The sequence below is a fragment of the Arthrobacter sp. SW1 genome (assembly GCF_001766675.1).
GTDB lineage: Bacteria > Actinomycetota > Actinomycetes > Actinomycetales > Micrococcaceae > Arthrobacter.
Genome location: NZ_MJLT01000023.1, coordinates 123,593 through 148,134, shown reverse-complemented (window position 1 = coordinate 148,134; position 24,542 = coordinate 123,593). Strand labels below are relative to the sequence as shown.

Sequence of the window (24,542 nt, the reverse complement as noted above, 5' to 3'; positions counted from 1 at the left end):
TGAGGAGCAACATGTCATTTGGACAGCGCGATTACGACCGCACCAAGCCGGAGATCGACTTCCCGGAAGGTGACGTTCCCAGCGAACTCGTCATCACCGACCTGATCGTGGGCAACGGCGCCGAGGTCAAGCCCGGCGACACCGTCTCCACGCACTACGTCGGCGTGGCCTGGTCCACCGGCGAAGAATTCGACGCCTCCTGGAACCGCGGCGCCCCGCTCGACTTCCGTGTCGGCGTCGGCCAAGTCATCCAGGGCTGGGACCAGGGCCTCATGGGCATGAAGGTCGGCGGCCGCCGCCGCCTCGAAATCCCCTCCGAGCTGGCCTACGGTTCCCGCGGAGCCGGTGGAGCGATCAAGCCGAACGAAGCCCTGATCTTCGTCGTGGACCTGCTCGCCGTCCGCTAGCAACGGCTGCAAGGGGCGCGTCAGCGGCCGGCATTGTCCGGCGGCTGACGCGCCTTCTTCGTTAACCACGGGACTTTAGTAACGTTGCATCCGTGTCCGCATCACGTACCGAACGCCTGCTGAACCTCCTCCTGGCCCTCCTCAACACGAAGTACGGGCTGTCCCGTGCCGTGCTGCGGGAGAAGGTCTATCACGACGAGGACAGCTCTGACGCGGCGTTCGGCCGGATGTTCGAACGGGACAAGGTGGACCTGCGGAATTTCGGCTTCGAGATCGAAACCATCGCAGAGGCCGGCTTCTCCGCAGATGATCCCACCACCACGCGCTACCGGATCGGCAAGGAATCCAACCGCCTGCCCGATGTCCACCTGACGCCCGCAGAAGCCACCGTGCTGGTGCTGGCCGCGACTCTCTGGGAACGGGCGGCGCTGGGCGGAGCGGCGGCGAGTGCGCTGCGGAAGCTCCAGGCCGCCGGAGACCTCGGCGAGGTGGAGCTTCCGGCCGGGGTGCAGCCCAGGATCAAGCCAGCGGGCAAATCCTTCGAAGCAATCGTCAACGCCCTGAACGCCCGCCAGCCGGTCAGCTTCGGCTACCGCGCCGCGAGCACCGGGGCGGAAGAACGACGGCGGGTGGAGCCATGGGGGCTCGGCAGCCGCTTCGGTCAGTGGTACCTGGTGGGGTTTGACCAGGCCCGTGGAGCGAAGCGCTTCTTCCGGCTGTCCCGGATGACCACCTCGGTTGAGCTGGACCCGAAAGGCAGTTATGAACTGCCTGCGGGCTTTGACGCCCGCCGCGAACTGGACGGCCTTGAGGAACTGCCCATCCAGGACGCGTTGCTCGAGGTCGCAGCAGGCAAGCTCCTTGGCCTGCGCAGGCGAGCCGTGCCTGCGCCCCAGGGCAGCGAAGCAGGCCGGGGCCATGAGCCCGCACAGGGCCGGGACGTCATCTCCGTCCCGTTCAGGGACAGCGAGCTCTTCGCCGAGGAACTCGCCTCCTATGGTCCACGCGTGAAGGTTCTGGCCCCCGGGGACCTGAGCACCGCCGTCGTACGCCGCCTGGAAGCCGCGGAAGCGGCACTGTCCCGTCCGGCCGTGCCCGTGGATTTCCCGGCGCAATCCGGCGGCCGCACCCGTAAACGGACGTCCGAAGACCAGCTCAGCCGGATGCTGCAATTGGTCCCGTTCCTGGTTCACAACCAAGGACTCCCCATCCAGGAGGTTGCGGAGCGCTTCGGCGTCAGCCGGAAAGAACTCGTTGCCGACCTGCAGATCCTGATCTGCTCGGGCCTGCCGGAAGGCTACCCGGACGATCTCTTCGACATCGACTGGGAAGACGAGCACGTCTACATTCACGAGCACCTGGAACTGAACCGCCCGGTCCGCTTCAGCGAAGAAGAAGCCTCGGCACTGCTGACCGGCCTGGCCACGCTGGGCAACCTTCCTGCCCAGGCAGGACTCTCCGGCGAGGAACAAGCCAATGCGCTGGAATCAGTGACGGTCAAGCTCGCCGGTGCGGCGGGGGAGGCCGGGCGGGCGGCGGCGTCTCTGGCCGCTCCTCCTGTGGAACCGGCGGAGGCGGCGTTCTTCGAGACCATCACCGCAGCGATCAAGGACGGGCAGCAGCTGGCCCTCCGGTACTTCTCTCCGCAACGTGACGCGGTGTCCGAACGGAACGTGGACCCCCTACGGCTGTATTCGCAGGACAGCACCTGGTACTTCGAGGCGTACTGCCATGCCAAGGCCGGGATCCGGAACTTCCGGCTGGACCGCATCGAGGATGTCGCGCCGAATGGAAAGCCCGTGTCCACTCCCGCCAGCGCCGATACTTCCGTGCCGGTGAAGCTCTACACGCCCAGTGACGAGGACGTCGTGGTGATCCTGGAGCTGACGGCGCAAGGTGCCCACCTGGCTGACGACTACTATGCCGAACGCACCGCGGAGCTGCCCGGCGGCGGCCTCCTCGCGGAGGTCCGTTTCGGAAGCGTGGACTGGCTGCCCATGTTCATCGCCCAGCACGGCGGCGCCGCACGGATCGTCCAGCCTGCCGGACTGGCGGAGGCCTCGGCGGAATGGATCCGGTCCGCACTCGCGCAGTACCGCGACTGAGGGCTGGATAGACTCTTAATATGCCTTGGTGGTCATGGATCCTGTTGTGGGTGGCGCTGATTTCAGTGTCGCTGCTCTTCTACGTGCTGATCGGCATCCGGCTCTTCCGGAAGGCCATGGCAACTTTGCGTGAACTTTCGGAAGCAGGAGCCAAATTCGGGAGGCTCCCGGAAGCCCCGGAAACCGCGGAGGACGACGGCGGGAGGCACCTTCCGGTGCCCGGTTCCGCCATTTTTGCCTCGCCGGAACAGATGCGTCATGATTACTTCGCGGCCAAGGCCTCCCGCCAGGAGTTGCGTCGGCAGAGGCGCGTCAAGCGCAAAGCGGAACGCGGACAACCCCAGTCTCTGCACGACATCGAAATCAGTTAGACGTAGGATGTATTCCAACGAAAGGACTTCCCCAACATGAGGCTCGAAGGCTGGCACATTGTCATCATCGTCGTCTTGGCCCTGGTGCTTTTCGCAGCACCCAAGCTGCCGTCCATGGCGCGCAGCATCGGCCAGTCGATGCGTATTTTCAAGTCCGAGGTCCGCGAAATGAAGAAGGACGGAAAGTCCGAAGCGGCCGATGGCGACGATCCGGTGGAAGGCAAAGTGGTCGGCCACCCGGAACAGAACGGCAAGAACGGCGGGGATTCCGACCTCCCGCCGAGCAACCGCGTTTGACGAGTGGTGCAAGTGAAGGGCCGTAAGGCCAACCCTGAAGGGCGCATGGCCCTGCTCGATCACCTCAAAGAGCTCAAGAACAGGCTCTTCAAGGCTGCCCTTGCGGTGATCGCCGGCACTGTGGTGGGCTTCATTGTCTACCAGCCGCTGCTGGCCGCGCTCATCAAGCCCATCAAGGACCTGAACGAGAAGGAAGGCCGGGCCGCGACGCTGAACTTTGACGGCGTCGCGAGCTCGTTCGACCTCATGGTCCAGGTCTCGATCTTCCTGGGCGTCATCATTGCCAGCCCGGTGTGGATCTACCAGTTGTGGGCTTTCATCGTGCCGGGCCTGCACAAGAAGGAACGCCGCATGGCGCTTTCCTTCGTGGCCGCAGCGGTTCCGTTGTTCGTGGGTGGCGTGCTGCTCGCATGGCTCGTGCTGCCCAACGCGGTCCGCGTTCTTACCGAGTTCACCCCGGACGGTGGTTCAAACTTCATCAGCGCGGATGTCTACCTGGCGTTCGTGCTGCGGCTGTTGCTCGCCTTCGGCATCGCCTTCCTGGTTCCGGTGGTCCTGGTCGGCTTGAACCTTGCAGGCATCATCAAGGGCCAGCAGCTGATCAAGAGCTGGCGCATTACCGTTTTCCTGGTGTGTCTTTTCGCCGCCATGGCTGCCCCCGGCGCTGATGCCATGAGCATGTTCTACCTTGCCGTGCCCATGCTCATCCTGTTCTTCGCAGCAATCGGCCTGTGCATCGTCAACGACAAACGCCGCGCCCGCCGTCAGGCGAAGCTCGCCGAGGAGACGGAAGCCACTGCGGATACGGCCACCTCGGCCTCGGACCTGGACAAGCTCTAGCGTCCCGGCCAGGGTGGCGATGGGGACTAGCGCCCAGCTTGCTCCCCAACCTCGCAAGTCCCCGCCGGCCCCCAAATCTCGCTTCGCTCGATCCGGGCCCCGCCGCCGTGGGCCCACGGCCGGGGCCCCTCGCAAGCTAGGCTTAGACCATGTCCAACCACCCTGAGTCCGCGTCGCCATCGGAGCGATACAGGGCGGCGGCGCAGCGCTCGTCCGATGCTAAGAGCTATCTGGGTTCCTTCAGCCAGACCCTGGAATTCGAACTCGACGACTTCCAGCGCGAAGCGTGCCGTTCCCTCCAGGAAGGCAGGGGAGTGCTGGTCGCGGCACCCACCGGCGCCGGCAAGACCATCGTGGGCGAGTTCGCCGTCTACCTGGCGCTTGAACGGGGCCTGAAGGCGTTCTACACCACTCCCATCAAGGCCCTCAGCAACCAGAAGTTCTCCGAGCTCGCGGCCAAGTACGGCGCATCGAACGTCGGACTGCTGACCGGCGATACGACCATCAACGGCGAGGCCCCCGTCGTGGTGATGACCACCGAGGTCCTCCGCAACATGCTCTACGCAGACTCGGACACCCTGGGCGACCTCGGCTACGTGGTGATGGATGAGGTGCACTACCTGGCAGACCGCTTCCGCGGCGCCGTCTGGGAAGAAGTCATCATCCACCTGCCAAGCGAGGTCCAGCTGGCCTCGCTGAGCGCAACCGTCTCCAATGCGGAGGAATTCGGCGCCTGGTTGGACACCGTGCGAGGCGACACTGACGTGATCGTCTCCGAACACCGCCCGGTGCCGCTCTGGCAGCACGTCATGGTCGGCCGCGAAATCGTTGACCTTTTCGCCGGGGACACCACCTTCGATGAGATCGCCACCTCCCCGGAAGGCGAGAACGAAAGTCCCGACGACGGCGGCACGCGCCCCGAAGAGCGCGGGCGGAAGAAAGGCGCGGCCCCGGCGTCGGGCTTTGAGGTGAATCCCGAACTGCTGTCTATGGCGCGCACCGAGAGCCAAATGAATTTCCGGGGGCGTTTCGGCCATGGCGGCAGGAGCCGGCGCCGGCAGGAACGGCAGCGGGACGAACGCGGCGGCGACGCCCAGCGCAGCCCTGTACGCAAAGCCAGCCGCCCGCAGGTCATCGCCAGCCTGGACCGGCAGGACCTGTTGCCCGCCATCACCTTCATCTTTTCCCGCGCCGGATGCGACGCCGCCGTGGCCCAGTGCGCCGCGGCAGGCTTGTGGCTTACCACCGAACGCGAACAGCGGATCATCGCCGAGCGCGTGGACGAAGCTGCCCGTGACATCCCCGCTGAAGACCTCGACGTCCTGGGGTTCTGGGGCTGGCGCGACGGCTTGCTCCGCGGCCTGGCCGCCCACCACGCCGGGCTCCTGCCCACCTTCAAGGAGGTGGTGGAGAACCTCTTCGCGGAAGGCCTGGTCAAGGCCGTGTTCGCCACGGAAACGCTGGCGCTCGGGGTCAACATGCCGGCGCGCTGCGTGGTCCTGGAGAAGCTGGACAAGTTCAACGGCGAAGCCCACGTCAACATCACTGCGGGGGAGTACACGCAGCTGACCGGTCGTGCCGGGCGGCGGGGGATCGACGTCGAAGGCCATGCAGTGGTGCTGTGGCAGCCGGGTACGGATCCGGCGGCGGTGGCCGGCCTGGCGTCCCGCCGCACCTATCCGCTGAATTCAAGCTTCCGGCCCACCTACAACATGAGCATCAATCTGATTGCCCAGTTCGGCCGGGCCCGGGCACGCGAAATCCTGGAGTCCTCCTTCGCGCAGTTCCAGGCTGACCGCTCGGTGGTGGGCTTGGCCCGGCAGGTGCGTTCGCGGGAGGAGTCCCTGGCCGGATACGCCAAGGCCATGACCTGCCACCTGGGCGACTTCACGGAATACGCAGCCCTTCGCCGCGAACTCAGTGACGCCGAGAAGGCTGCTTCACGCAGCAGCGCCCGCGCACGCAAGTCCCTCACGCAGGATTCACTGAACCGGCTCATGCCCGGCGACGTCGTGAAGGTGACAGGCGGCCGGATCCCGGGCTACGCCGTCGTGCTCAGCGCGGACAGCCAGGCGCGGGAGCCGCGGCCGGCCGTCCTCACTGAAGACGGGCAGCTGCGCCGGCTGAGCAGCTACGACGTCGACGGTCCGGTCGGTGCCGAGTCATGGATCCGGATTCCCAAGTCCTTCAATTCCAAAGTGCCCAAGTCCCGCCGTGACCTTGCGTCCGCCTTGCGGGACGCCATCCGGGAAGGCCGCCCGCCGGCGCGCGCCGCCCGCAACGAGGATTTCGGGCGGAACCGCAACGCGGCAGACCAGGAACGGAAGATCACCGCACTGCGCAAGGCGCTGCGGGCACACCCCTGCCACGGCTGCAGTGAACGCGAAGACCACGCCCGCTGGTCAGAACGCTGGTGGAAGCTCCGCCAGGAGACGGACGGCTTGGTCCGCCAGATTCAGGGCCGCACCAACACGATCGCCAAGACCTTCGACCGCGTCTGCGACGTGTTGTCTGCCTACGGCTACCTTGAGGCGCAGGGCGGCGGGCACCTTGCCATCAGTGCTGACGGGCAGCGGCTGCGCCGGATTTACGGCGAGAAGGACCTGCTCATTTCCCAGGCGCTGCGGCAGGGTGCGATCGCCGACCTCGACGCCGCGGAGCTCGCTGCTTTTGCCAGCACCCTCGTGTACCAGGCCAAACGCGAAGATCGGGGCCTCCGGCCTCGCATGCCCTCCGTGTCCCTCGAGGAATCGGTGGATATCGTCATCAGGGAGTGGTCCCGCCTGGAGGACCTTGAGGAGCAGAACAAGCTTCCGCTCACCGCGGAGCCGGAGCTCGGGCTGGTCTGGCCCATGTTCAAGTGGGCCAAGGGCCGCCACCTCCAGGAAGTCCTCAACGGCACCGACCTCGCCGCGGGCGACTTCGTCCGCTGGGCCAAACAGGTGGTGGACCTGTTGGACCAGTTGGCCAAGGTGCCGGGCTTGGAACCCCGCCTCACGCGGATCTGCCGCGAAGCCATCGACCTGGTCCGGCGCGGTGTCGTGGCCTACTCGAACGTCGCTTAAGCACCGCATTCCTTCCCTTTAGGAGACAGCCATGAACGATTCCGGCATGCCCGGCCGCAAGGTCACGATGTACCGCAACGGTTCCGTCTATTCGGCGGCCGATCCTTTCGCCACCGCCATGGTGGTGGACGGCGGGACGGTCGCCTGGATCGGTTCGGAACAGGCGGCGTCCTCGATTGCCGATTCTTCAATGGAGATCATCGATCTCCGTGGAGCGCTGCTGGCGCCGGGCTTCGTCGATTCCCATGTGCGCCTCACCGAGACCGGCATCGCTGCTGCCGGTCTCCGGCTCGAGGGTGTCCGTTCCGCCACGGAACTGCTCGACGCCGTTGCCGCCGCAGCTGCTTCCCTCGCCCCAGGCGATCCGGTCCTCGGTCACGGCTGGGACGAGTCCGCGTGGAATGTTCCGGACTTGCCGGGGCTTGAGGAGCTCGGAAACGCCGCAGGAGGGCGCCGGGTCTACCTCTCCAGGATCGACGTGCACTCGGCCCTTGTCTCGGACGCACTGGCCGCTGACGCGGGTCTCAACGGGGTGGACGGCTGGAACGGCACCGCCCACGTGGTCCGCGAAGCCCACACGGCCGCGCGCCTCGCCGCACGCCGGCTTCCGGAGTCGGAGCGCCGCCGCTACCAGGAGGCTGCCCTCCGGGAGGCTGCCGCCAACGGCTATGTAGCCATGGCCGAAATGGCCGCCCCGCACATCTGCGGCATGGACGACCTCCGCAGTTCCGTGTCATGGAATTCCTCAGGAACGGCTTTGCCGGAAATCCTGCCATACTGGGGCCAGCTGGCCGCCTCCGAGACGGAAGCGCGTTCCATCCTCGACGAGCTGGGCATTCCGGTCCTCGGCCTGGCCGGCGACCTGAACATCGACGGATCCCTGGGATCGAGGACTGCGGCCCTCAAAGAGGACTATTCCGACGCCCCGGGTCACCGCGGCAACCTTTACCTCTCCGTGGACGATGCCGCCCGCCACCTCGCCGCCTGCTCCTCGCTCGGCCTGCAGGCCGGCTTCCACGTGATCGGCGACGCCGGACTCGCGGCTGCGCTGGATGCGCTCGACATCGCGGCCGCTGAGGTGGGGGAGCAGCGCGTCCGGGCTGCCGGCCACCGCTTCGAACATGTCGAAATGGCGGACGCCCATGCCATCTCGCGCCTGGCGAAGCACGCCGTGACTGTCAGCGCACAGCCCGTCTTCGACGCCGAATGGGGCACTGATGGAGGCATGTACGAGCAACGCCTCGGTGCCCGGAGCAAGACGATGAACCCCTTCGCCTCCTGCTATTCCGCCGGCGTCCCCCTGGCTTTCGGAAGTGACAGTCCCGTGACGCCGCTGCGCCCGTGGGCAAGCGTCCGGGCCTGCCTTGAGCACAACAACCCCGCTGAACGGATCTCCGCCCGCGCGGCCTTCCTGGGCCACACCCGGGCCGGATGGCGGGCCAGCAAAGCACGCAATCCGTTGTTGGGCCAACTGGTACCCGGCGCGCCGGCCAGTTTTGCAGTGTGGGAGGTCGAAGAGCTGATGGTCCAGGTAGCGGACAGCCGCGTCCAGTCCTGGAGCACCGATCCGCGCGCCCGCACGCCGCTGCTTCCCGCACTGGATACAGGGAGCGACCCCGTCTGCTTGCAGACAGTGCGGGACGGCCAGGAACTCTTCGCCGCCGAATCGCTGCGAGCCTGAACCGTCCAAAGGAATGTTTTTCGCATAAACCCCTCCTGAACAGGGAAAACAGCGAAAAGTCCAGTTCAGGCCCGCCTTGACAGATGTTGTGAAGTCCGTAGCATTTATCGTCAACAGGGGGTCGCGGTGCGTGTGCGGGCTTCCTGGCCACATCCGGAATCCCCGCCGCCCAAGGCGGAAAGGCGCCGTGGCTGTGGCACTCATCAACGGGCAGGTCCACCGACGCAGAAAACAGTCCGGCCGGCGCTTCAGTCCGGAAGGCACTGGTCCTGTGTGCGTGGACCTGCCCGCGGTCAATCCGCCCCGAGGTCCGTTCTATAATGGAGAGTTGCGCCAGAGCCCCAGCCGTGCGGCTGACCCGGCACATCGACCGCTCCATCAAGGAAAGGCCTCTTCTTGCGTGTCCTGACGATCATCCCCACGTACAACGAGCTGGAATCGCTGCCCAAGACCCTGGGCCGGCTCCGGGCAGCCGTGCCCGGTTCCGATGTCCTCGTCGTTGACGACAACAGCCCTGACGGCACGGGACAGCTCGCCGACAGCATCGCGGCCGAGGACAAGCAGGTCCACGTCCTGCACCGCAAGGGGAAGGAAGGCCTGGGTGCCGCCTACATTGCGGGCTTCAAATGGGGCATGGCCGCCGGCTACGACGTCTTGGTGGAAATGGACGCCGACGGCTCCCACAAGCCCGAACAATTGCCCCTGCTCCTGACGGCCGTCGAAGAAGGCGCCGACCTGGCGATGGGCTCGCGCTGGGTACCGGGCGGCAGCGTCGTCAACTGGCCGCTGTACCGCCAGGCGATCTCCCGCATCGGCAGCACGTATGCCCGCATCATGCTGGGCGTCAAGATCAAGGACGTCACCGGAGGCTATCGGGCGTTCCGTCGCAGCACCCTTGAAGCACTCAAGCTGGACGAGGTTGAATCGGTGGGCTACGGCTTCCAGGTGGACCTGGCCTGGCGTGTGGCCAAGCTCGGCCTGAAGATCGTCGAATGCCCCATCACTTTCGTGGAGCGCGAGCTGGGTGCCTCCAAGATGAGCGGCAACATCGTGGTGGAGGCCATGATCAATGTCACGAAGTGGGGCCTCGCTGCCCGTTGGGCGAAGCTCACCGGCAAGCAGGAGAAGGCGGCCGGGCGCGTCTGACGCCCGCCCTCAGCAGATAGTCTGCACAACACTTAAAAGGCAGGGCCCGCATCGTGTGGTGCGGGCCCTGCCTTTTGCGGTTGCCTTCGCGTTACGCCGAGCGGCGCTCTCCGCGGCGTTCGCGCAGGATGTTCAAGCGGTCCTCAAGGATCTGCTCCAGCTCGGGAATGGTACGGCGTTCCAGCAGCATGTCCCAGTGGGTGCGCACGGCCTTTTCGTTGTTGTCGACGGGACGCTCACCGTCGACGAGCAGTGCTTCCTTGCCGGTCTTGGAAACCCAGACGGGAGGGATTTCGGCCTCGGACGAGAACGTCACGAAGACCTGCTCGCCATCTGCGCAGCGGTATTCAACCCGCTGGCGCGGTGCCGGCTCCACACCGGATTCGGTTTCCATGCTCTGCGCACCAAGGCGCATGCCGCGGAGGCTGCGATCGCTCATCTTTACTCCCTCTATCTGTTCGCGGAATTGCTTCCGCGCTAGCCGGACGGTGTTTCGAACACCGCATCCGGGCTACTGTGTGCACGCCTTGCACCTCTAAATGCAACGCTTGACCAAGCTCAAATGTTCCGTACGGGGTTGAACCGCTCGGACAAATACACCATTATACGCGGTACGGCGAAGGGCCGGCCACTTGCGTGACCGGCCCTTCCTGCTCACTGCGCCTTAGGGCGTAGGTTCCTGGGGCCGTTCCGCGGGTGCAGCCGAAGGCTGCGTGGCTCCCGCTTCCGCTTTGGTGGCGAAAAGTCCGGCGACGCCGTTCGCATCAGCCGTGCCACCAAGGGCGCCGCCGATGCCCTTGAGGGCTTCGCCCACCTCGCTCGGAATGATCCAGAGCTTGTTGGACGTTCCCTCGGCCAGCTTCGGCAGGGTCTGCAGGTACTGGTACGCCAGCAGCTTCTGGTCCGGATTGCCCTTGTGGATGGCGTCGAAGACCTTCTGGATGGCCTGGGCTTCACCGTCCGCCCGGAGGATGGCAGCCTTCGCGTCACCCTCTGCCTTCAGGATCGCGGACTGGCGCTCACCTTCGGCGGTGAGGATCTGCGACTGCTTGGTGCCTTCGGCGGTGAGGATGGCTGCGCGGCGGTCGCGCTCGGCACGCATCTGCTTTTCCATCGAGTCTTGGATGCTGTGCGGCGGATCGATCGCCTTGAGCTCCACGCGCGAGACCCGGATGCCCCAACGGCCCGTAGCTTCATCCAGTACACCACGCAGCTGGCCGTTGATCTGGTCGCGCGAGGTCAGTGCCTCTTCCAGGTTCAGGCCGCCGACGACGTTGCGCAGCGTGGTAGTGGTCAGCTGTTCCACTGCCTGGATGTAATTGGCGATTTCGTACGTCGCCGCGCGCGGATCCGTCACCTGGAAGTAGACCACGGTGTCGATCGACACCACCAGGTTGTCCTCGGTGATGACCGGCTGCGGCGGGAACGACACCACCTGTTCGCGCAGGTCCAGGAGCGGCAGCAGCCTGTCCACGAAAGGAATCAGGATGGTCAGGCCCGGATTAAGCGTGCGCTGGTACTTTCCCAGACGTTCGACGACGCCGGCCCGCGCCTGCGGGATGATCCTGACAGAGCGGACCAGCACAATGATTACAAAGACTATGAGGACTATCAGCACGATTGCGGCTGCAGTCCCTCCCAAGCCATCCATACATCTCCTTCATTCCCCAAATTGCGTTCTGATGCAGTTCCGTAGTGAGGTGTTGCTTGGGTGCCGGGCGGTCAGGCTTCAATGCCCGGCGAGACGACCGCCGTCGCGCCGTCAATCCGGGTGACCCGGACGCTCTCGCCGGCGGCGATGGTGCCGCCCGTGCTGCGGGCACTCCACACGTCTCCGCCGATTTTCACGAGCCCGCCTGCGGCGCTGACCGATTCCATGACGACGGCCGACTGGCCGATCAGGCGGTCAACGTTGCTGAGCTGGTCCGCAGGACCTTTGCGCAGGTGCTTCATGGCCACGGGCCGGACGAAAACGATCATCAGCAGCGACACCACGCAGAAGATGACAATCTGGAGCCAGAAGTCGGCGCCGGCAAGGTGCGACACCAAGGCAGCCAGGGCGCCACCACCGAGCATGATGAAGAAGAGATCGAGGGTGAGCATCTCGATCACCGCGAAGGCGAGGAAAACCGTGAGCCAAAGTGCCCACCAGTTGTCGCCGAGCCATTCAAACATCGTTCCCCCTTGTCCGGACCCGCCGTGCTCCGCATCCCGAGGAGGGAGCATCGGCGTGTCGCCCGCTGTTTTTCCATCCTAGCCCGCGGTGCGCACTGCCGTCAGGAACACCCTCAGGAAGCCGCCGCAGGCGTGCTGAAAACGCTGATCGCAAATTTTGCCGTGGTCTCCACGGCACCTGTTCCCGCAAGCGAAGCCAGCAGTTGTCCGCGGTCGAGGTGGTGCCCGGCCGGCCCCATGAAGGCGAGGTCCGCGGCGGTTGCCTCGTCCAGCGTGAGCCGGATGTCGAGTGCCTCTTGGCCGGCGAGGGTGAAATGGCCTCCCATGGATTCGGCCAGCCGTTCCTCCTTGCCTTCCTCGATGCGGAGCATTCCGGTCAGTCCGGCGATCTCTGCGAGGTGTCCCGGCCGTGGTGTCACCACGATGGCGCGGCCGCCGGGCCGGAGTACGCGGGCAAATTCGGCCGGGTTCCGTGGGGCGAAAACAACGGTGACGAGGTCGACGGTGTGCGTGCCGAGGGGCAAGGGGCGCCAGACATCCCAGACAAGGTTGATGGTGTCCGGGTTCAGCCGCGCGGCGCGGCGCAGGGCGAACTTCGAGATATCGATGCCGACCGATGCCGTGGGGGTGTGGTCGAGGACAGCCCTCAGGTAGTTGCCGGTGCCGGTGCCGGAATCGAGGACGACGGCGTCCGGCGCCTGCAGTGCGGGCGCCGCCAGGTCTACGAGCAGGGACGACAGTTCCGCATAGTGACCCGCCGCAAGGAAGTCGTGGCGGGCCGCGGCCATTGCCGGGGAGTCGGCTTCAAATGCGGTGCCCTTTCCGGTGAGCAGGTTGAAGTACCCCTGCTTGGCGGCATCGAAGCTGTGGCCGGCCGGGCAGCGAAGCGATCGGCGTGACGGGGCACCTTCGGCCGGGGAAGTTCCTTCCAGCCCGAGTGCGTCCTGGCAGACGGGGCAGCGCAGGGCACGGACGGCGTCGGAAAGCATAGGGTCAATCCTACGGCCGCCGGAGTGGCTGCGACGGCGGACAAGCTGCCAGGCACTAGGCTCACCTGCGTGAAAGCCGAACAGTTGCCCTTGCTGAATTCCGTCTCCGCGCCCGCCGTCCACCCGGACGCCTCACGGGCCGTGGTGTCCGTGACGCGACCGGACTTCGACGCCGACGCGTATGTCGGCCAGCTCTGGAGCGTACCTTTCGATTCTTCGCAGACGCCGCGCCGGATTACCCGCGGGTTCCGTGACACCGCCCCGGCCTTCTCGCCGGACGGAAAGGTGCTGGCATTCCTCCGCGCCACCCCGGACGGCAAACCGCAGTTGCACATTGTCGAGGCCGCAGGCGGCGAACCCCAGGCGATTACGGACCGGAAGCTCGGCGTCAGCGAATTTTCCTGGGCCCCGGACTCCGCGCGGATCGTCTTCACCTCGCGGGTGCCGGAGGAAGGGCGATACGGGACGGTCGACGGCGTCGGGTCCGGAAGCGAAGACGCCCGCCTGGTCCGCAGTAATCAATACCGGATGAACGGCCTCGGCTACACCTTGGACAGGCCGGGCCGGATTTTCGTGGTCGACGTTCCGGAACTCGGCGGCGAACCGGCTGTGGAGCCGGTGGGCCGCGCCCAAGCAGCCAAGGCCGCCAAGGGCTCCGAAGATGCATCGCGCGGCCTCCCGACGGCGGTCCAGCTCAGCGACGGCGGGTCCGACCACAGCGGCGCTGTCTTCAGCAGTGACGGCCGGAGCGTGTATTTCCTCGCCGCCGAGCACGACAACCATGACGACGACATCGCCTCGGGCATCTACAAGGTGCCCGCCGCTGGCGGGGAGGCCGTGCTCGTCCGCAGCGGAAACGCGCCACAGTCCATCCACGCCGTGCGGGAATCCCGCAACGGCAAGCAGCTGTTCTTCACGGCCCAGGAACTGGGGGAGCGGGGCCTCGATTTCGTTGCCCGCAATACGGCGCTGTACGTCATGCCCACGGACGGCGGTGACGCCCGTATCCTCAGCGACGCAGAAACCCAGGACCTTTCCGGCAGCCTTGAGCCGGCCGGCCCGGACAGCGTGCTTGCCTTGAACTCGCACCGCGGCAGCGTCGAGTTGCTGAAGTGGACGGCCGACGGCGGCAGCGAGGTCCTGCTGCACGGCGAGCGGGTGGTCCTTGGCGCAGCGGCTGCCGGAGAAGTCATCGCTGTGTCCTTCGCCGATGCCGCGAGCCAGGGTGACGTGGGGGTGCTGGAACGCGGCGAGCTGCGGATGCTCAGCGATTTCTCCGCCCGCCTCCGGAACGAGACCACGGTGCGCGAACCCCGCGAGTTCATTGCGACAGGAGACGACGGTTACCCGGTGCACGGATGGCTTGTCGCGCCGGAGGGGCCAGGTCCGCACCCGGTCCTCCTGAACATCCACGGCGGCCCCTTTGCCCAGTACAGCGGATCCTTCTTTGACGAGGCACAGGTTTACGCCGAGGCCGGTTACGCGGTGCTGATGTGCAATCCGCGAGGCTCTGCCGGATACGGGCAGGAACACGGCGCGGCCATCAAGGAAGCGATGGGAACGGTGGACATGGCTGACGTCCTGGCGTTCCTGGACGGCGCTCTGGCCGCGTTCCCCGCCTTGGATCCGGAAGCCGTGGGCATCATGGGCGGCTCCTATGGCGGCTACCTCACGGCGTGGACCATCGCCCACGATCACCGCTTCAAGGCCGCGATCGTTGAGCGGGGGTTCCTGGATCCGGTGAGTTTCACGGGTTCGTCCGATATCGGATGGTTCTTCGGCGGTGAATACACCGGAGGAACCATGGAGCAGATGCTGGCCCAAAGCCCCATGGCCGTGGTGTCGAAGGTCCGCACTCCGACCCTGGTGATCCACAGTGAAAACGATCTCCGCTGCCCGGTGGAGCAGGGACAACGGTACTTCGCCGCGCTGAAGTCCCAAGGCGTGGAGACGGCACTTCTCCTGTTCCCCGGCGAAGACCACGAACTCTCACGTTCGGGCACTCCGCACCACAGGAAGCAGCGCTTCGAACAGATCCTGGCGTGGTGGGCCGAGAAACTGCCGACCACCAGGAACCGGGCCGCCGCGGAGGGAGCCTAGCTCCGCGGGAAGCCCAAGGCGGCTGCGGCCCGGTCGATCCCTGGCTGGGCCCAGCGGGCCATGTATTCCTCGTTTCCTGCCAATGACCTGGTTTCGGCACGGTCCAGGTAGAGGGCACCGTGGAGATGGTCGGTTTCGTGCTGGACGATGCGTGCCTGCCAGCCGCTGAACTCAGCCCTGGCCGGTGTGCCGTCCGGCTCGAGGTATTCCAAGGCAACTGCGCGGTGACGGGTCACCACGGCCTGGTAACCGCGCACGGACAGGCAGCCCTCGTAAAAAGACGCCGTGTCGGGCCCCAGCGCCGAATACGCCGGATTGAGGATGGCGAGGAAATCCAACGGAACACGTTCCCGTGTGGCGGCCGCCGCCGGATCGACGTCAAAGCGGTCTTCGAGCACGGCCAGCTGCAGCGGGATACCGATCTGTGGCGCCGCCAGGCCGACGCCGGGAGCCTCGTGCATGGTCCTGCGCATCAGGTCGATCAGGCGCAGGAGGGTGGCGTCGTCCAGCTGCCCATCGTAGGGAGCCGCGTACTGGCGCAGCACCGGGTGTCCGGCCTGCACGATCGGGGGCAATGCGTCCTGCTCGAGGATCGATTCGACCAGGGCCTGGATTTCCTGCGGGCCGGACGGCGTCGGCGGAGCAGGGGAGAGCGGGCGAATGCTGAAGTCCATGGCTTGAGCCTATAGCCGGCCCCGTATGGATTAGGCTCGAAAAATGACTGAACTGACTCCCTTGGACTGCGTATTGGGCTTCATCCGTGCCGTGGAGCGCGGCGGTGGTGCGGCAGAGATCCGGCCCTTCCTCGCCGACGATTTCAGGCTCACGGAGTGGCCACACGTCCTGTCCGTGAAGGGCGGCATCCGGGATCTGCAGGCCACCCTGTCCGGCGCGGACCAGAGCAAGGACGTAGTCAAGGACCAGCACTTCGAGATCGTGCGCACCACCTCCGAGGGAAACCGGGTGGTCCTGGAGATCAACTGGTCTGCCACCCTCCTGCTCGACCTGCCGCACTGGGACGCGGGTGACACCATCCGGGCCCGCACCACCGCTGTTTTCGAGGTGGACAACGGCCGGATCCGCAGCCAGGACAGCTATGACTGCTACTTCACCGATCCTGAGCAAGTGACGGTTGAGGTCCCGGAGGTCCCCGCCGCCGGCTAGTGCATGGTGAACCGCCGCGCCACGAAGGCAGCCACGGCCCCATGCCGCATGGCCCGGCCGATCAGGATGTTCCTCCACCTAAGCAGCGGCGGCGAGAGCGGCCGTCCGAGAGCCATGTTGATCCCGGCCTGGCGGCTGGCTTTACGGGCGATGCGCAGGCGGGATTGTTCAAAGGCCGCGAGGTCCCGGTCCAGCATGGCGTCCGGGCGCTTGCGCGACTGCAGCATCCGTTCCAGCAACGGTGCCAGCGCCGCGGCATCGAGCCAGCCCAGGTTCATTCCCTGGCCGCCGATCGGACTCAGCTCGTGGGCCGCGTCCCCCAACAATGCCGCGGATCCGTGGACCATGGCGGGCACGAGGCTGGAGCGAACGCCGAAAGTGCTGAGCATCGTGTTGCTCGACGGGTCCACCTCATGGCCGGTCCGGCGCCGGAGGATTCCCGCCAGTCCCTCGGCGCTTGCCTGGGCCTCCGGCGGACCGGACCACGCCACCCAACGGCGCACGCCGCCGGGCAGGGGGAAGCATTCCACGATTCCCGGGGCCTCCAGGAACAGCACGGCTTCCTCCGCGAAAGGGGTATCGTCGCGGAAGTCTCCCATCAGGTAGTGGTCTGGATAGTCGTGGACCCGGGGGGTGACGCCAAGGGCCGCCCGCAATCCTGAATGCGCGCCGTCCGCCGCAATCAACAGACGGCATCCGGCCTCGAACGGCTCAGCCGGCCCCGCGCGCGTGGTGCGCTTGCCGCGCAGGAGCCAGCCGCCGCCGTCGGGCACCACTTCGGAGATCCCGACGCCGCGGTGCAGCGTACCCGGGCCGCACGCCTCGAGGCGCTCTTCCAGCACATCCAGCGTCCGGTGCTGCGGCACGGCGAGGATGAACGGGTACTCGGTTCCCGGCACGGCAAAGTCGAGCGAGGCCACCTTGCGTCCGGAGCTATAGGCGCTGCCGCGACGGATACAGACCCCGCTGCGGATCAGGGGGCCCGCCGCGCCGACGGTGTCAAGAACGGCCAGCGCAGGGGGATGGATGCCGATGGCCCTGCTCTGAGTGCCGGGTTCAGGGCGCTTTTCGAAGACGGCGACGTCGAGTCCCCGGCCGCGCATGAGCGCCGCCATGAGGAGTCCCACCGGCCCGGCGCCGACAATCGCCGCATCAATCACTGCGGCGGCCTCCGTTGGGGCGGTACACCAGCAGGAGGTGCCAGGGGCCGTTCCGCTCCACCTGCCAACCGGGCGGCGCAATGGCCCGGAGCTCGCGCGCAGTGTAGCTGCGCCTGATTGAGGCCAGCCCGTCCGTGTGGATATAGGAGCCGATGCCCAAGGGCCAAAAGAAAAGCAGGAAGAGGACGTAGGCAAGAGCGCTGCGGCGAAGATCGTTGTGCAGGACGAGCCGCCGGGCGAGCTGCTCCGAATCGGCGAGCACCGCTTGCAGTTCCTCCCCGCCCAGGTGATGCAGCACGTGGTTGGAGATGACGACGTCGAACCGCTCACCGTTGTCCAGCAGCTCCGAACTGAACGCCCGCCGGTACCGTACGCCGCGGACCGCTTTGCGGGACTGCGCGAAGGCGTGGGCCCGGGCATCCGGATCCGCACCGGTGGCCTCCAGCCTGAAGCCGTCCCGCGCGGAGGCGCGTGCCAGGCGGCGGAGGACATCGCCCCCGCCACAGCCGATGTCCAGCATGGTCAGCGACCTGCCACCGGCAAGCAGCGGCTTGACCCGGCGGCGGTAGCTCCGGCCCCAGCCGGCCACCAGTCGGTTCACCAGCGAAAAGCGTGCATAGCTGTTGCGAAGGCGGGCCGGGTCGCAGTCCGGACGGTCCATTTCCTCTAGGAGGCCTGCCGCCCTTTCCCGCAGGAACGCGGTCATGGCCGTGGGGGAGGGACCTTGGTGAACAGGCCGGTCTCCACCGTCAGGCCGGGGCCGAAGGCCATGGAGCAGATCCGTTCCTCCGCCTCTGCGGCGGGCTGGCCCAGGATGTGTTTCAGGACGAAAAGCACGGTGGCGCTGCTCATGTTGCCGAAGTCGCGCAGGACGTCCCGGGCGGGCCGGAGCTGTTCCTCGCGGAGGTCAAGCTTCGCCTCGACCTTGTCCAGGATGCTCCGGCCGCCCGGGTGGATGGCCCAGTGCGGGATGTCGCTGTAGGGCTTGCCTGACAGTCCGTCTTCGCGGGCCAGCAGCGGTTCCAGTGCCCCGGTGATGTGCTCCTCAATGATGTGTGGCACGTAGCTGCCGAGCACCATTTCGAAGCCCTGGTCTCCGATGTTCCAGGCCATCGCTTCCTCGCCCACCGGCGTCAGGACCGTTTCGAAATGGTCCAGGCGCAGCGCGGCGTCCGGACCCTCCGGAGTCCGGGAGCTGACGACGGCGGCTGCGGCGCCGTCGCCGAAGATCGCCGAACCCATGATGGTGTCCGGATCGTTGGAGGTGCGGACATGAAGGGAGCACAGCTCCACACAGATCACCAGCACCACCGCATCAGGGTCCGCCACGCAGAACTGCCTCGCGGCCCGCAAGGCGGGGAACGCCGCATAGCAGCCCATGAAACCCAGGTGGTAGCGCTGAACAGCCGGGCTCAGCCCAAGGGCACGGACCACTTTGTAGTCGGGTCCCGGGTTGAAGAATCCGGTACAGGACACCGTGATGACGTGCGTAATGTCTTCGGGCTGCACGCCCGGGCAATTGTCGACGGCGGCCTGTCCGGCGTCGATGAACAGTTTGGTCGCTTCGGTGAAAAAGAGGTCGTTGCGGACTTTGGTGCTCGGGTTCAGGACTTCGCCGCTGTCCGGGTCGTAGAAGTCCCGGCGGTCCGGGCCGCCGCCCAGGGTGAGCTCGGCGACGGCGGTGTGCCGGGTGTCGATGGCGGCGGAGTCGAAACACGTCCTGACAAGTCGTGATCCGAGGCGGGTGAGGCCGGGCTGGGCGGCGAATACATCGCGTGCCTGGGGTTGCACCAGGATGGTTGGCGGTACGGCTGTCTCGAGGGAATTCACGTAGACCGACATGCTTCATTGTTGGCGCCGGGGCCGCTTAAGACAATGGCGGGGCCGCGGAGCAGGATCGGAGAAGCGGCCGCGGCCGGCCCGGTCTAGTGTGGTTCGTGACCGCGGAGCCCGGCTGTTCTACGCTGGGTCAAGCGACGCATGGCCATGGGGGATTCCGCAAACGGGCCTCCGATTCACGGACGGAGAGACGATGAGCATTGCCACGGGAACCGAGACCCGGGATCCTTCGGTGCCGCTTGCAGACAGCCACGAGCTGATCAAGGTGCAGGGCGCCCGCGAAAACAACCTCAAGGACGTCAGCCTGGAGATTCCCAAGCGCCGGCTGACCGCATTCACCGGGGTTTCCGGCTCCGGCAAGAGCTCCTTGGTGTTCGGCACGATCGCCGCCGAATCCCAGCGGATGATCAACGAAACGTACAGCACCTTTATCCAGGGCTTCATGCCGTCGCTGGCACGGCCGGACGTCGATGTCCTGGAGGGCCTGACCACGGCGATCATCGTGGACCAGGAACGCATGGGCGCCAACGCCCGATCCACCGTAGGCACGGTGACCGACGCCAACGCCATGCTCCGGGTGCTGTTCAGCCGCCTGGGCCAGCCCTACATCGGACCCGCTGTCGCGTTCTCCTTCAACATCCCCACCCGCAAGGCAAGCGGTGTCATGACGGACGCCAAGGGTGAGAAGACCATCGTTAGGGACGCCGTTTACCACGGCGGCATGTGCCCCGAGTGCGAAGGCCGGGGGACTGTCTCGGACCTCGACCTCACCGCGATCTACGACGAAAACAAGTCCCTGGCAGAGGGGGCCATCCTGGTGCCGGGCTATACCGCGGACGGCTGGATGGTGGCGACGTTCATCGAGTCAGGCTTCGTGGACCCGGCCAAGCCCCTCAAGGATTACAGCAAGCAGGAACTGGACGATCTCCTCTACAAGGAGCCGGTCAAGATCAAGGCCAAGGGCATCAACGTCACCTACGAAGGCCTGATCCCGAAGATCCGGAAGTCCATGTTCAGCAAGGACCCGGATTCCCTGCAGCCACACATCCGTGCTTTCGTGGAGCGGGCTGCCGTGTTTGCTGCCTGCCCTGCCTGCGACGGTACGCGGCTCAACGAAGCAGCACGTTCTTCGAAGATCAACGGACTGAACATCGCAGAGGTCTGTGCCATGCAGATTACCGATGTGGCGCAATGGATCCGCGACCTCGACGCGCCGTCCGTCGGCCCCCTGAAAGCGAATCTGTTGCACCTGTTCGATTCCTTCGTTGAGATCGGCCTTGGCTACCTGTCCCTCGACCGTCCTTCCGGAACGCTCTCCGGCGGCGAAGCCCAGCGCGTGAAGATGATCCGTCACCTCGGTTCTTCGCTGACGGATGTCACCTATGTGTTCGACGAGCCGACCATCGGCCTGCACCCGCACGATATCCAGCGCATGAACAAGCTCCTCCTGCGCCTGCGCGATAAAGGCAACACCGTCCTGGTGGTGGAGCACAAGCCGGAGGCGATCGCCGTCGCCGACCACGTCGTCGACCTCGGCCCGGGCGCCGGTACCGCCGGCGGAACCATCTGCTACGAGGGCACGGTGGAAGGGCTGCGGGGGAGCGGCACACTCACCGGACGCCACCTGGACGATCGCTCGCGGATCAAGGAAACGTTCCGCCAGCCCAAGGGCAAGCTGGAGGTCCGCGGAGCTTCGGCGCACAACCTCAAGGACGTCGACGTCGACATCCCGCTGGGTTCGCTGGTGGTCGTCACGGGCGTGGCCGGGTCCGGGAAGAGTTCGCTGATCCACGGTTCGGTGGCCGGACGCGAAGGCGTGGTGGCGATCGACCAGTCCGCCATCAAGGGCTCCCGCCGCAGCAACCCGGCCACGTACACCGGGCTGCTCGAACCGATCCGCAAAGCGTTTGCCAAGGCCAACGGCGTGAAGCCGGCCCTGTTCAGTGCAAACTCCGAGGGCGCCTGCCCGGAGTGCAAGGGCGCCGGTGTGATCTACACCGAGCTGGGCTTCATGGACACCGTGTCGACGCCATGCGAAGACTGTGAGGGCAAAGGTTTCCAGGCGGCAGTCCTCGAGTACACGCTCGGCGGCCGAAACATCAGCGAAGTCCTCGGCATGTCGGTGAGCGCCGCAGAAGAGTTCTTCTCGGCGGGCGACGCCAAGATTCCGGCAGCGCATGCGATCCTGCGGCGGCTGGCCGACGTCGGCCTTGGGTACCTGGCACTCGGCCAGCCGCTCACCACGCTGTCCGGCGGTGAGCGGCAGCGCCTCAAGCTGGCATCGCAGATGGGGGAGAAGGGGGACGTCTACATCCTCGACGAACCGACCACCGGCCTGCATCTGGCCGACGTCGAACAGCTCCTTGGCCTGCTGGACCGTCTGGTGGACTCCGGCAAGTCGGTCATCGTGATCGAGCACCATCAGGCCGTCATGGCGCATGCCGACTGGATCATCGACATCGGTCCCGGCGCCGGGCACGACGGCGGCCGCATCGTTTTCGAGGGCACGCCAGCTGAGCTGGTGGCCGCCCGGGCCGGTCTGACCGGCCAGCATCTGGCCGACTATGTGGGGGTCTGAGGCTGTGGTTCCGGATTGGACAATTTCCGGGTAAGACAGGCAGCCGGGCGGACACTAATGGGGTATGAGCATCCAACAGGAATTCCCGGCACAGGCCGGGTCCGGGAGACCCCGGGACGAATGGAGCGCCATTGTGGCCTGGCGCCAGCGCCTTCTCCGGGAGGCCGGCTTTCCCACACCGCTCGCAGCACGCATGGCGGCCTCGAGGGGCGTGGATATCCACGAGCTGCTGAATCTGGTGGACAAGGGATGCCCGCCGGAACTTGCGGTCCGCATTGCCGGGCCCGTGGGCGACATGGGGTCTTACGGTGATCCCGACAGCTGGCGTTGACGGACCGGGACTCGCGGGGCCGCGGGCCCCGGCCGTGGCGCCCTGCGACACGGACTGGGTCGTACTGCTCAGCACCACCGGTCCGGGTCATGAAGCGGCTCTTGCCAAGCTGCACGGTCTCTTGCTGAAAGCGGTCCGCCACCAGGTCCTGCAAATGTACGGCCGGCTGCCGACTATCGGTGTGGTCCGCGTTGACGAGTTGATCAACCAGGCCGCCGATGAGGCCATGGTGGCGGTATTGGGCAAACTGTCCACGTTCCAGGGCCGCAGCAAGTTCTCCACCTGGGCGTACAAGTTCGGCATTCTCTACGCGGCTGTTGAAGTTCGGCGGAGCATGTGGCGCCATTGGGACGTGGATCTTGCGTCCGTACCCGAACAGCCAGGGCACGGTTTGGTGCCAGAGGAGGAGGCGGAGGGCGCCGAGCTTTCCGTCGCTATTCGGGAAGGCTTGGAGAAGGCGCTCACACCACACCAGCGCCGGGTGCTGATTGCGTTGCTCATCGACGATGTCCCCATCGACGTCCTCGCCGACCGGCTGGGAACAAGCCGCAACGCGTTGTACAAAACACTTCACGACGCCCGGGGGCGGCTGCGGCGGTACCTCACGCAGGCTGGCTTCCTTGGCGAACCAACTTCGAGGGTGATCCCATGACTCCAGCACGTCGCGTCACAACACAGGAGCTATTGGGCCGGCTGACTTTCTCGGCCGAGCCCTGGATGTCCTGCGACGAATGCTTCGAGGCGGTCGACGGCTATGTCGAGATGCTGCTGGCCGAGGCGCCCGACTCGATTCCGGGTCTCCGGGCGCACCTTGCCGCCTGCTCCGCGTGCCTTGAGGAATGCCGGTCCTTGTTGCTGCTCGCAGCGGCCGACGCTGGCGTGGATCCTGGAAGGGCGCTGGAACGGCTTGGGAACGCGTAAGGCAGTGCGCGCACAGAGTTATGTCAAGTAAATTGCAGTACTCCCGCGAAGCTCGTCGGCGTCCGCCTTGGAGGCGGGCGCGCATGGTGGGACGGGGATTCCGTAGCATGGCACCCATGTACGGTTCGTCGTCGTAGTCGAAAAGCGCGGCCTGGACGCCCAACTCGGGAATGGCGACGTCGACCCGTAGCTAGCGCGGATCACCGCCGTGCGTCTGATGTAGGCGGAAGCCTGCGAAACAGCCACAGTTCCTTGCCGGAACCGGCGTGCGTCACGGTAAAGGCGTCGTCGAACGCGTCGGCGACAACGCTGCGGAGCATTGCTTTGAGGTCAATGGTTCACCGAGAGATCTTCTCAGGTGAACCCTCGCCAAAGCGTTCCTAAAGTGCCGATAATCTACATTATGTAAAGTAAAGTTGAAACTCTTCACTGAAGCTACTCCTCCGCGCTCCGCGGCGGCCGTTCCACACGGCGTCTGCGCCCACGACCTCCGTCGTGCAAGAATCGCCGTATGGAGGACCAGGAACGGCACATGAGAGAAGAACTCGTGATCCTGGACGCCTTGGTACAGGCGATTGCCCGACGGGAAGAAGTTTTCCAGGCCATCGAAGATTCAGAGGACGTGGACGAAGCAATCCGTCGAGTAGCTCAGCTCTTGGGTGTTGGCGAGCTTGCCAGCCGGGTTGTCCTCGACGCCCAAGCCAGACGATTCACCCGCGACCAGCGTCAAAAACTCACTTCGCGCGCTGAAGAACTCAGAGCGATGTTGGCCGCCGGCGACTAACAAACCGCCCCAATACCGCAGCGATCATACCTAGCGCTTTCGCCTCCAGCCGAAGCCAAGGCGGAACGCCGCTTGAGCCGAGCCAAGTACCGCGTCATAGGCGACAGCATCAAACACGAGTTCTGTCGCGTTCGTGATCAGGGCGTCCGCGTCGCCGTCCTGTTCCTCGTCCTTCCAGCCGAAGGCGCGCCAAGTGACAGCATCAGCCGTACGCGCAACTTCGACGCTCAGGATGCCGTCGGAAATGTCGAAGCAGGCCGGGCAAAAGAACAGTTCAACCCTCTTGGGTGCGTCACCCGCATCCGGGCCCCGGAGTTGATCCAGTTGGGTGGAAGCTGCCTTGCGCGAAGACGGTGACATCATCGTGATGAGGTCAGGAACAGGAACTTCCATGTCCCATTCGGGTTGTTCCCAGTCCCGCCATAAGTACCGAAGTGGCCGGCCGTCAATGACGATGTCCAACCGACGACATTCCGCCCTTTTCCGCGTCTTGGAATAACCGGCAAACACCGATGCTACGAATTCAGGACCCTGCGGTTCCAAGGTAAGAACGTTGCGCTGCGCCACGCCGCCATCGTCCCACAGGACC

At 65.8% G+C, this 24,542-nt stretch carries 24 protein-coding genes; 15 read left to right on the top strand and 9 right to left on the bottom strand.

Features of this window, described 5'->3' with window-relative positions:
- The first annotated feature begins 11 nt into the window (after positions 1-11).
- The 8 genes from BIU82_RS10700 to BIU82_RS10665 all read left to right on the top strand — a co-directional run bounded on the left by BIU82_RS10700 (position 12) and on the right by BIU82_RS10665 (position 9,912).
- The gene (locus tag BIU82_RS10700; RefSeq protein ID WP_070349457.1) at positions 12-407 is read left to right on the top strand and encodes an FKBP-type peptidyl-prolyl cis-trans isomerase; all 396 of its coding nucleotides are present in this window, start codon (positions 12-14) and stop codon (positions 405-407) included.
- 92 nt (positions 408-499) lie between these two features.
- Positions 500-2,512, top strand: coding sequence for a WYL domain-containing protein (locus BIU82_RS10695; RefSeq protein WP_070349456.1), 2,013 nt, complete (start codon positions 500-502; stop codon positions 2,510-2,512).
- Positions 2,513-2,532: 20 nt separating this feature from the next.
- Entirely contained in the window at positions 2,533-2,883 is a 351-nt protein-coding gene (locus BIU82_RS10690; RefSeq protein ID WP_070349455.1) for a hypothetical protein, read from the top strand.
- Positions 2,884-2,919: 36 nt separating this feature from the next.
- Entirely contained in the window at positions 2,920-3,180 is a 261-nt protein-coding gene (gene tatA, locus BIU82_RS10685) for a Sec-independent protein translocase subunit TatA (protein WP_070349454.1), read from the top strand.
- A gap of 45 nt (positions 3,181-3,225) precedes the next feature.
- On the top strand, positions 3,226-4,020 hold the full coding sequence (tatC, locus tag BIU82_RS10680; protein ID WP_070349453.1) for a twin-arginine translocase subunit TatC: 795 nt from the start codon (positions 3,226-3,228) through the stop codon (positions 4,018-4,020).
- A gap of 149 nt (positions 4,021-4,169) precedes the next feature.
- Positions 4,170-7,085 (top strand): DEAD/DEAH box helicase, encoded by a 2,916-nt coding sequence (locus BIU82_RS10675; protein WP_070349452.1) that lies wholly within the window; start codon positions 4,170-4,172, stop codon positions 7,083-7,085.
- 31 nt (positions 7,086-7,116) lie between these two features.
- Positions 7,117-8,766 (top strand): amidohydrolase family protein, encoded by a 1,650-nt coding sequence (locus BIU82_RS10670; protein WP_070349451.1) that lies wholly within the window; start codon positions 7,117-7,119, stop codon positions 8,764-8,766.
- Positions 8,767-9,162: 396 nt separating this feature from the next.
- Positions 9,163-9,912: a polyprenol monophosphomannose synthase gene (locus BIU82_RS10665; protein ID WP_070349450.1), complete on the top strand. Its 750-nt coding sequence runs from the start codon at positions 9,163-9,165 to the stop codon at positions 9,910-9,912.
- 91 nt (positions 9,913-10,003) lie between these two features.
- Here BIU82_RS10665 and BIU82_RS10660 read toward each other — a convergent pair whose 3' ends face one another.
- The 4 genes from BIU82_RS10660 to BIU82_RS10645 form a co-directional block, all read right to left on the bottom strand.
- Positions 10,004-10,351 (bottom strand): RNA polymerase-binding protein RbpA, encoded by a 348-nt coding sequence (locus tag BIU82_RS10660; protein WP_070349449.1) that lies wholly within the window; start codon positions 10,349-10,351, stop codon positions 10,004-10,006.
- 225 nt (positions 10,352-10,576) lie between these two features.
- Positions 10,577-11,563 (bottom strand): SPFH domain-containing protein, encoded by a 987-nt coding sequence (locus tag BIU82_RS10655; protein WP_070349448.1) that lies wholly within the window; start codon positions 11,561-11,563, stop codon positions 10,577-10,579.
- 71 nt (positions 11,564-11,634) lie between these two features.
- Entirely contained in the window at positions 11,635-12,087 is a 453-nt protein-coding gene (locus BIU82_RS10650) for an NfeD family protein (RefSeq protein WP_070349447.1), read from the bottom strand.
- 113 nt (positions 12,088-12,200) lie between these two features.
- A complete protein-coding gene (locus tag BIU82_RS10645; protein WP_070349446.1) occupies positions 12,201-13,076 on the bottom strand; it encodes a putative RNA methyltransferase in 876 nt (291 codons plus the stop codon).
- Between the two features lie 69 nt (positions 13,077-13,145).
- Here BIU82_RS10645 and BIU82_RS10640 point away from each other — a divergent pair, with 69 nt between their 5' ends.
- A complete protein-coding gene (locus BIU82_RS10640) occupies positions 13,146-15,176 on the top strand; it encodes a S9 family peptidase (protein WP_070349445.1) in 2,031 nt (676 codons plus the stop codon).
- Here the strand turns inward: BIU82_RS10640 and BIU82_RS10635 are convergent.
- On the bottom strand, positions 15,173-15,850 hold the full coding sequence (locus tag BIU82_RS10635) for a peptide deformylase (protein WP_070349444.1): 678 nt from the start codon (positions 15,848-15,850) through the stop codon (positions 15,173-15,175). The genes BIU82_RS10640 and BIU82_RS10635 overlap by 4 nt on opposite strands.
- 43 nt (positions 15,851-15,893) lie before the next feature.
- On the opposite strand from BIU82_RS10635, the gene BIU82_RS10630 reads away from it, so the two are divergent.
- Positions 15,894-16,340 (top strand): nuclear transport factor 2 family protein, encoded by a 447-nt coding sequence (locus BIU82_RS10630; RefSeq protein ID WP_070349443.1) that lies wholly within the window; start codon positions 15,894-15,896, stop codon positions 16,338-16,340.
- Here the strand turns inward: BIU82_RS10630 and BIU82_RS10625 are convergent.
- From BIU82_RS10625 to BIU82_RS10615, 3 genes are read right to left on the bottom strand one after another with little or no spacing between them, the layout of a single operon-like run.
- A complete protein-coding gene (locus BIU82_RS10625) occupies positions 16,337-17,500 on the bottom strand; it encodes an NAD(P)/FAD-dependent oxidoreductase (RefSeq protein ID WP_070349442.1) in 1,164 nt (387 codons plus the stop codon). The genes BIU82_RS10630 and BIU82_RS10625 overlap by 4 nt on opposite strands.
- Positions 17,493-18,206, bottom strand: coding sequence for a class I SAM-dependent methyltransferase (locus tag BIU82_RS10620; RefSeq protein WP_070349441.1), 714 nt, complete (start codon positions 18,204-18,206; stop codon positions 17,493-17,495). Before BIU82_RS10620 ends, BIU82_RS10625 begins: the two co-directional genes overlap by 8 nt.
- Positions 18,203-19,342 (bottom strand): type III polyketide synthase, encoded by a 1,140-nt coding sequence (locus BIU82_RS10615; protein WP_070349440.1) that lies wholly within the window; start codon positions 19,340-19,342, stop codon positions 18,203-18,205. The genes BIU82_RS10620 and BIU82_RS10615 overlap by 4 nt, the downstream gene beginning before the upstream one ends.
- A gap of 190 nt (positions 19,343-19,532) precedes the next feature.
- Between BIU82_RS10615 and BIU82_RS10610 the strand changes: the two genes are divergently transcribed.
- The 5 genes from BIU82_RS10610 (at position 19,533) to BIU82_RS10590 (ending at position 23,953) form a co-directional block, all read left to right on the top strand.
- The gene (locus BIU82_RS10610; RefSeq protein ID WP_070349439.1) at positions 19,533-21,917 is read left to right on the top strand and encodes an excinuclease ABC subunit UvrA; all 2,385 of its coding nucleotides are present in this window, start codon (positions 19,533-19,535) and stop codon (positions 21,915-21,917) included.
- 64 nt (positions 21,918-21,981) lie between these two features.
- Positions 21,982-22,248 (top strand): hypothetical protein, encoded by a 267-nt coding sequence (locus BIU82_RS10605; protein ID WP_070349438.1) that lies wholly within the window; start codon positions 21,982-21,984, stop codon positions 22,246-22,248.
- A gap of 34 nt (positions 22,249-22,282) precedes the next feature.
- A complete protein-coding gene (locus tag BIU82_RS10600) occupies positions 22,283-22,900 on the top strand; it encodes a sigma-70 family RNA polymerase sigma factor (protein ID WP_070349437.1) in 618 nt (205 codons plus the stop codon).
- Positions 22,897-23,169, top strand: a complete 273-nt coding sequence (locus BIU82_RS10595) for a hypothetical protein (protein WP_139146580.1) — start codon at positions 22,897-22,899, stop codon at positions 23,167-23,169. The genes BIU82_RS10600 and BIU82_RS10595 overlap by 4 nt, the downstream gene beginning before the upstream one ends.
- 511 nt (positions 23,170-23,680) lie before the next feature.
- Positions 23,681-23,953 carry a DNA gyrase subunit A gene (locus tag BIU82_RS10590; protein WP_070349435.1) on the top strand — a complete coding sequence of 91 codons (273 nt, stop codon included), beginning with the start codon at positions 23,681-23,683 and terminating at the stop codon, positions 23,951-23,953.
- 30 nt (positions 23,954-23,983) lie between these two features.
- On the opposite strand, the gene BIU82_RS10585 is transcribed toward BIU82_RS10590, so the two are convergent.
- Positions 23,984-24,520, bottom strand: coding sequence for a hypothetical protein (locus BIU82_RS10585; RefSeq protein ID WP_139146579.1), 537 nt, complete (start codon positions 24,518-24,520; stop codon positions 23,984-23,986).
- Positions 24,521-24,542: the final 22 nt, after the last annotated feature.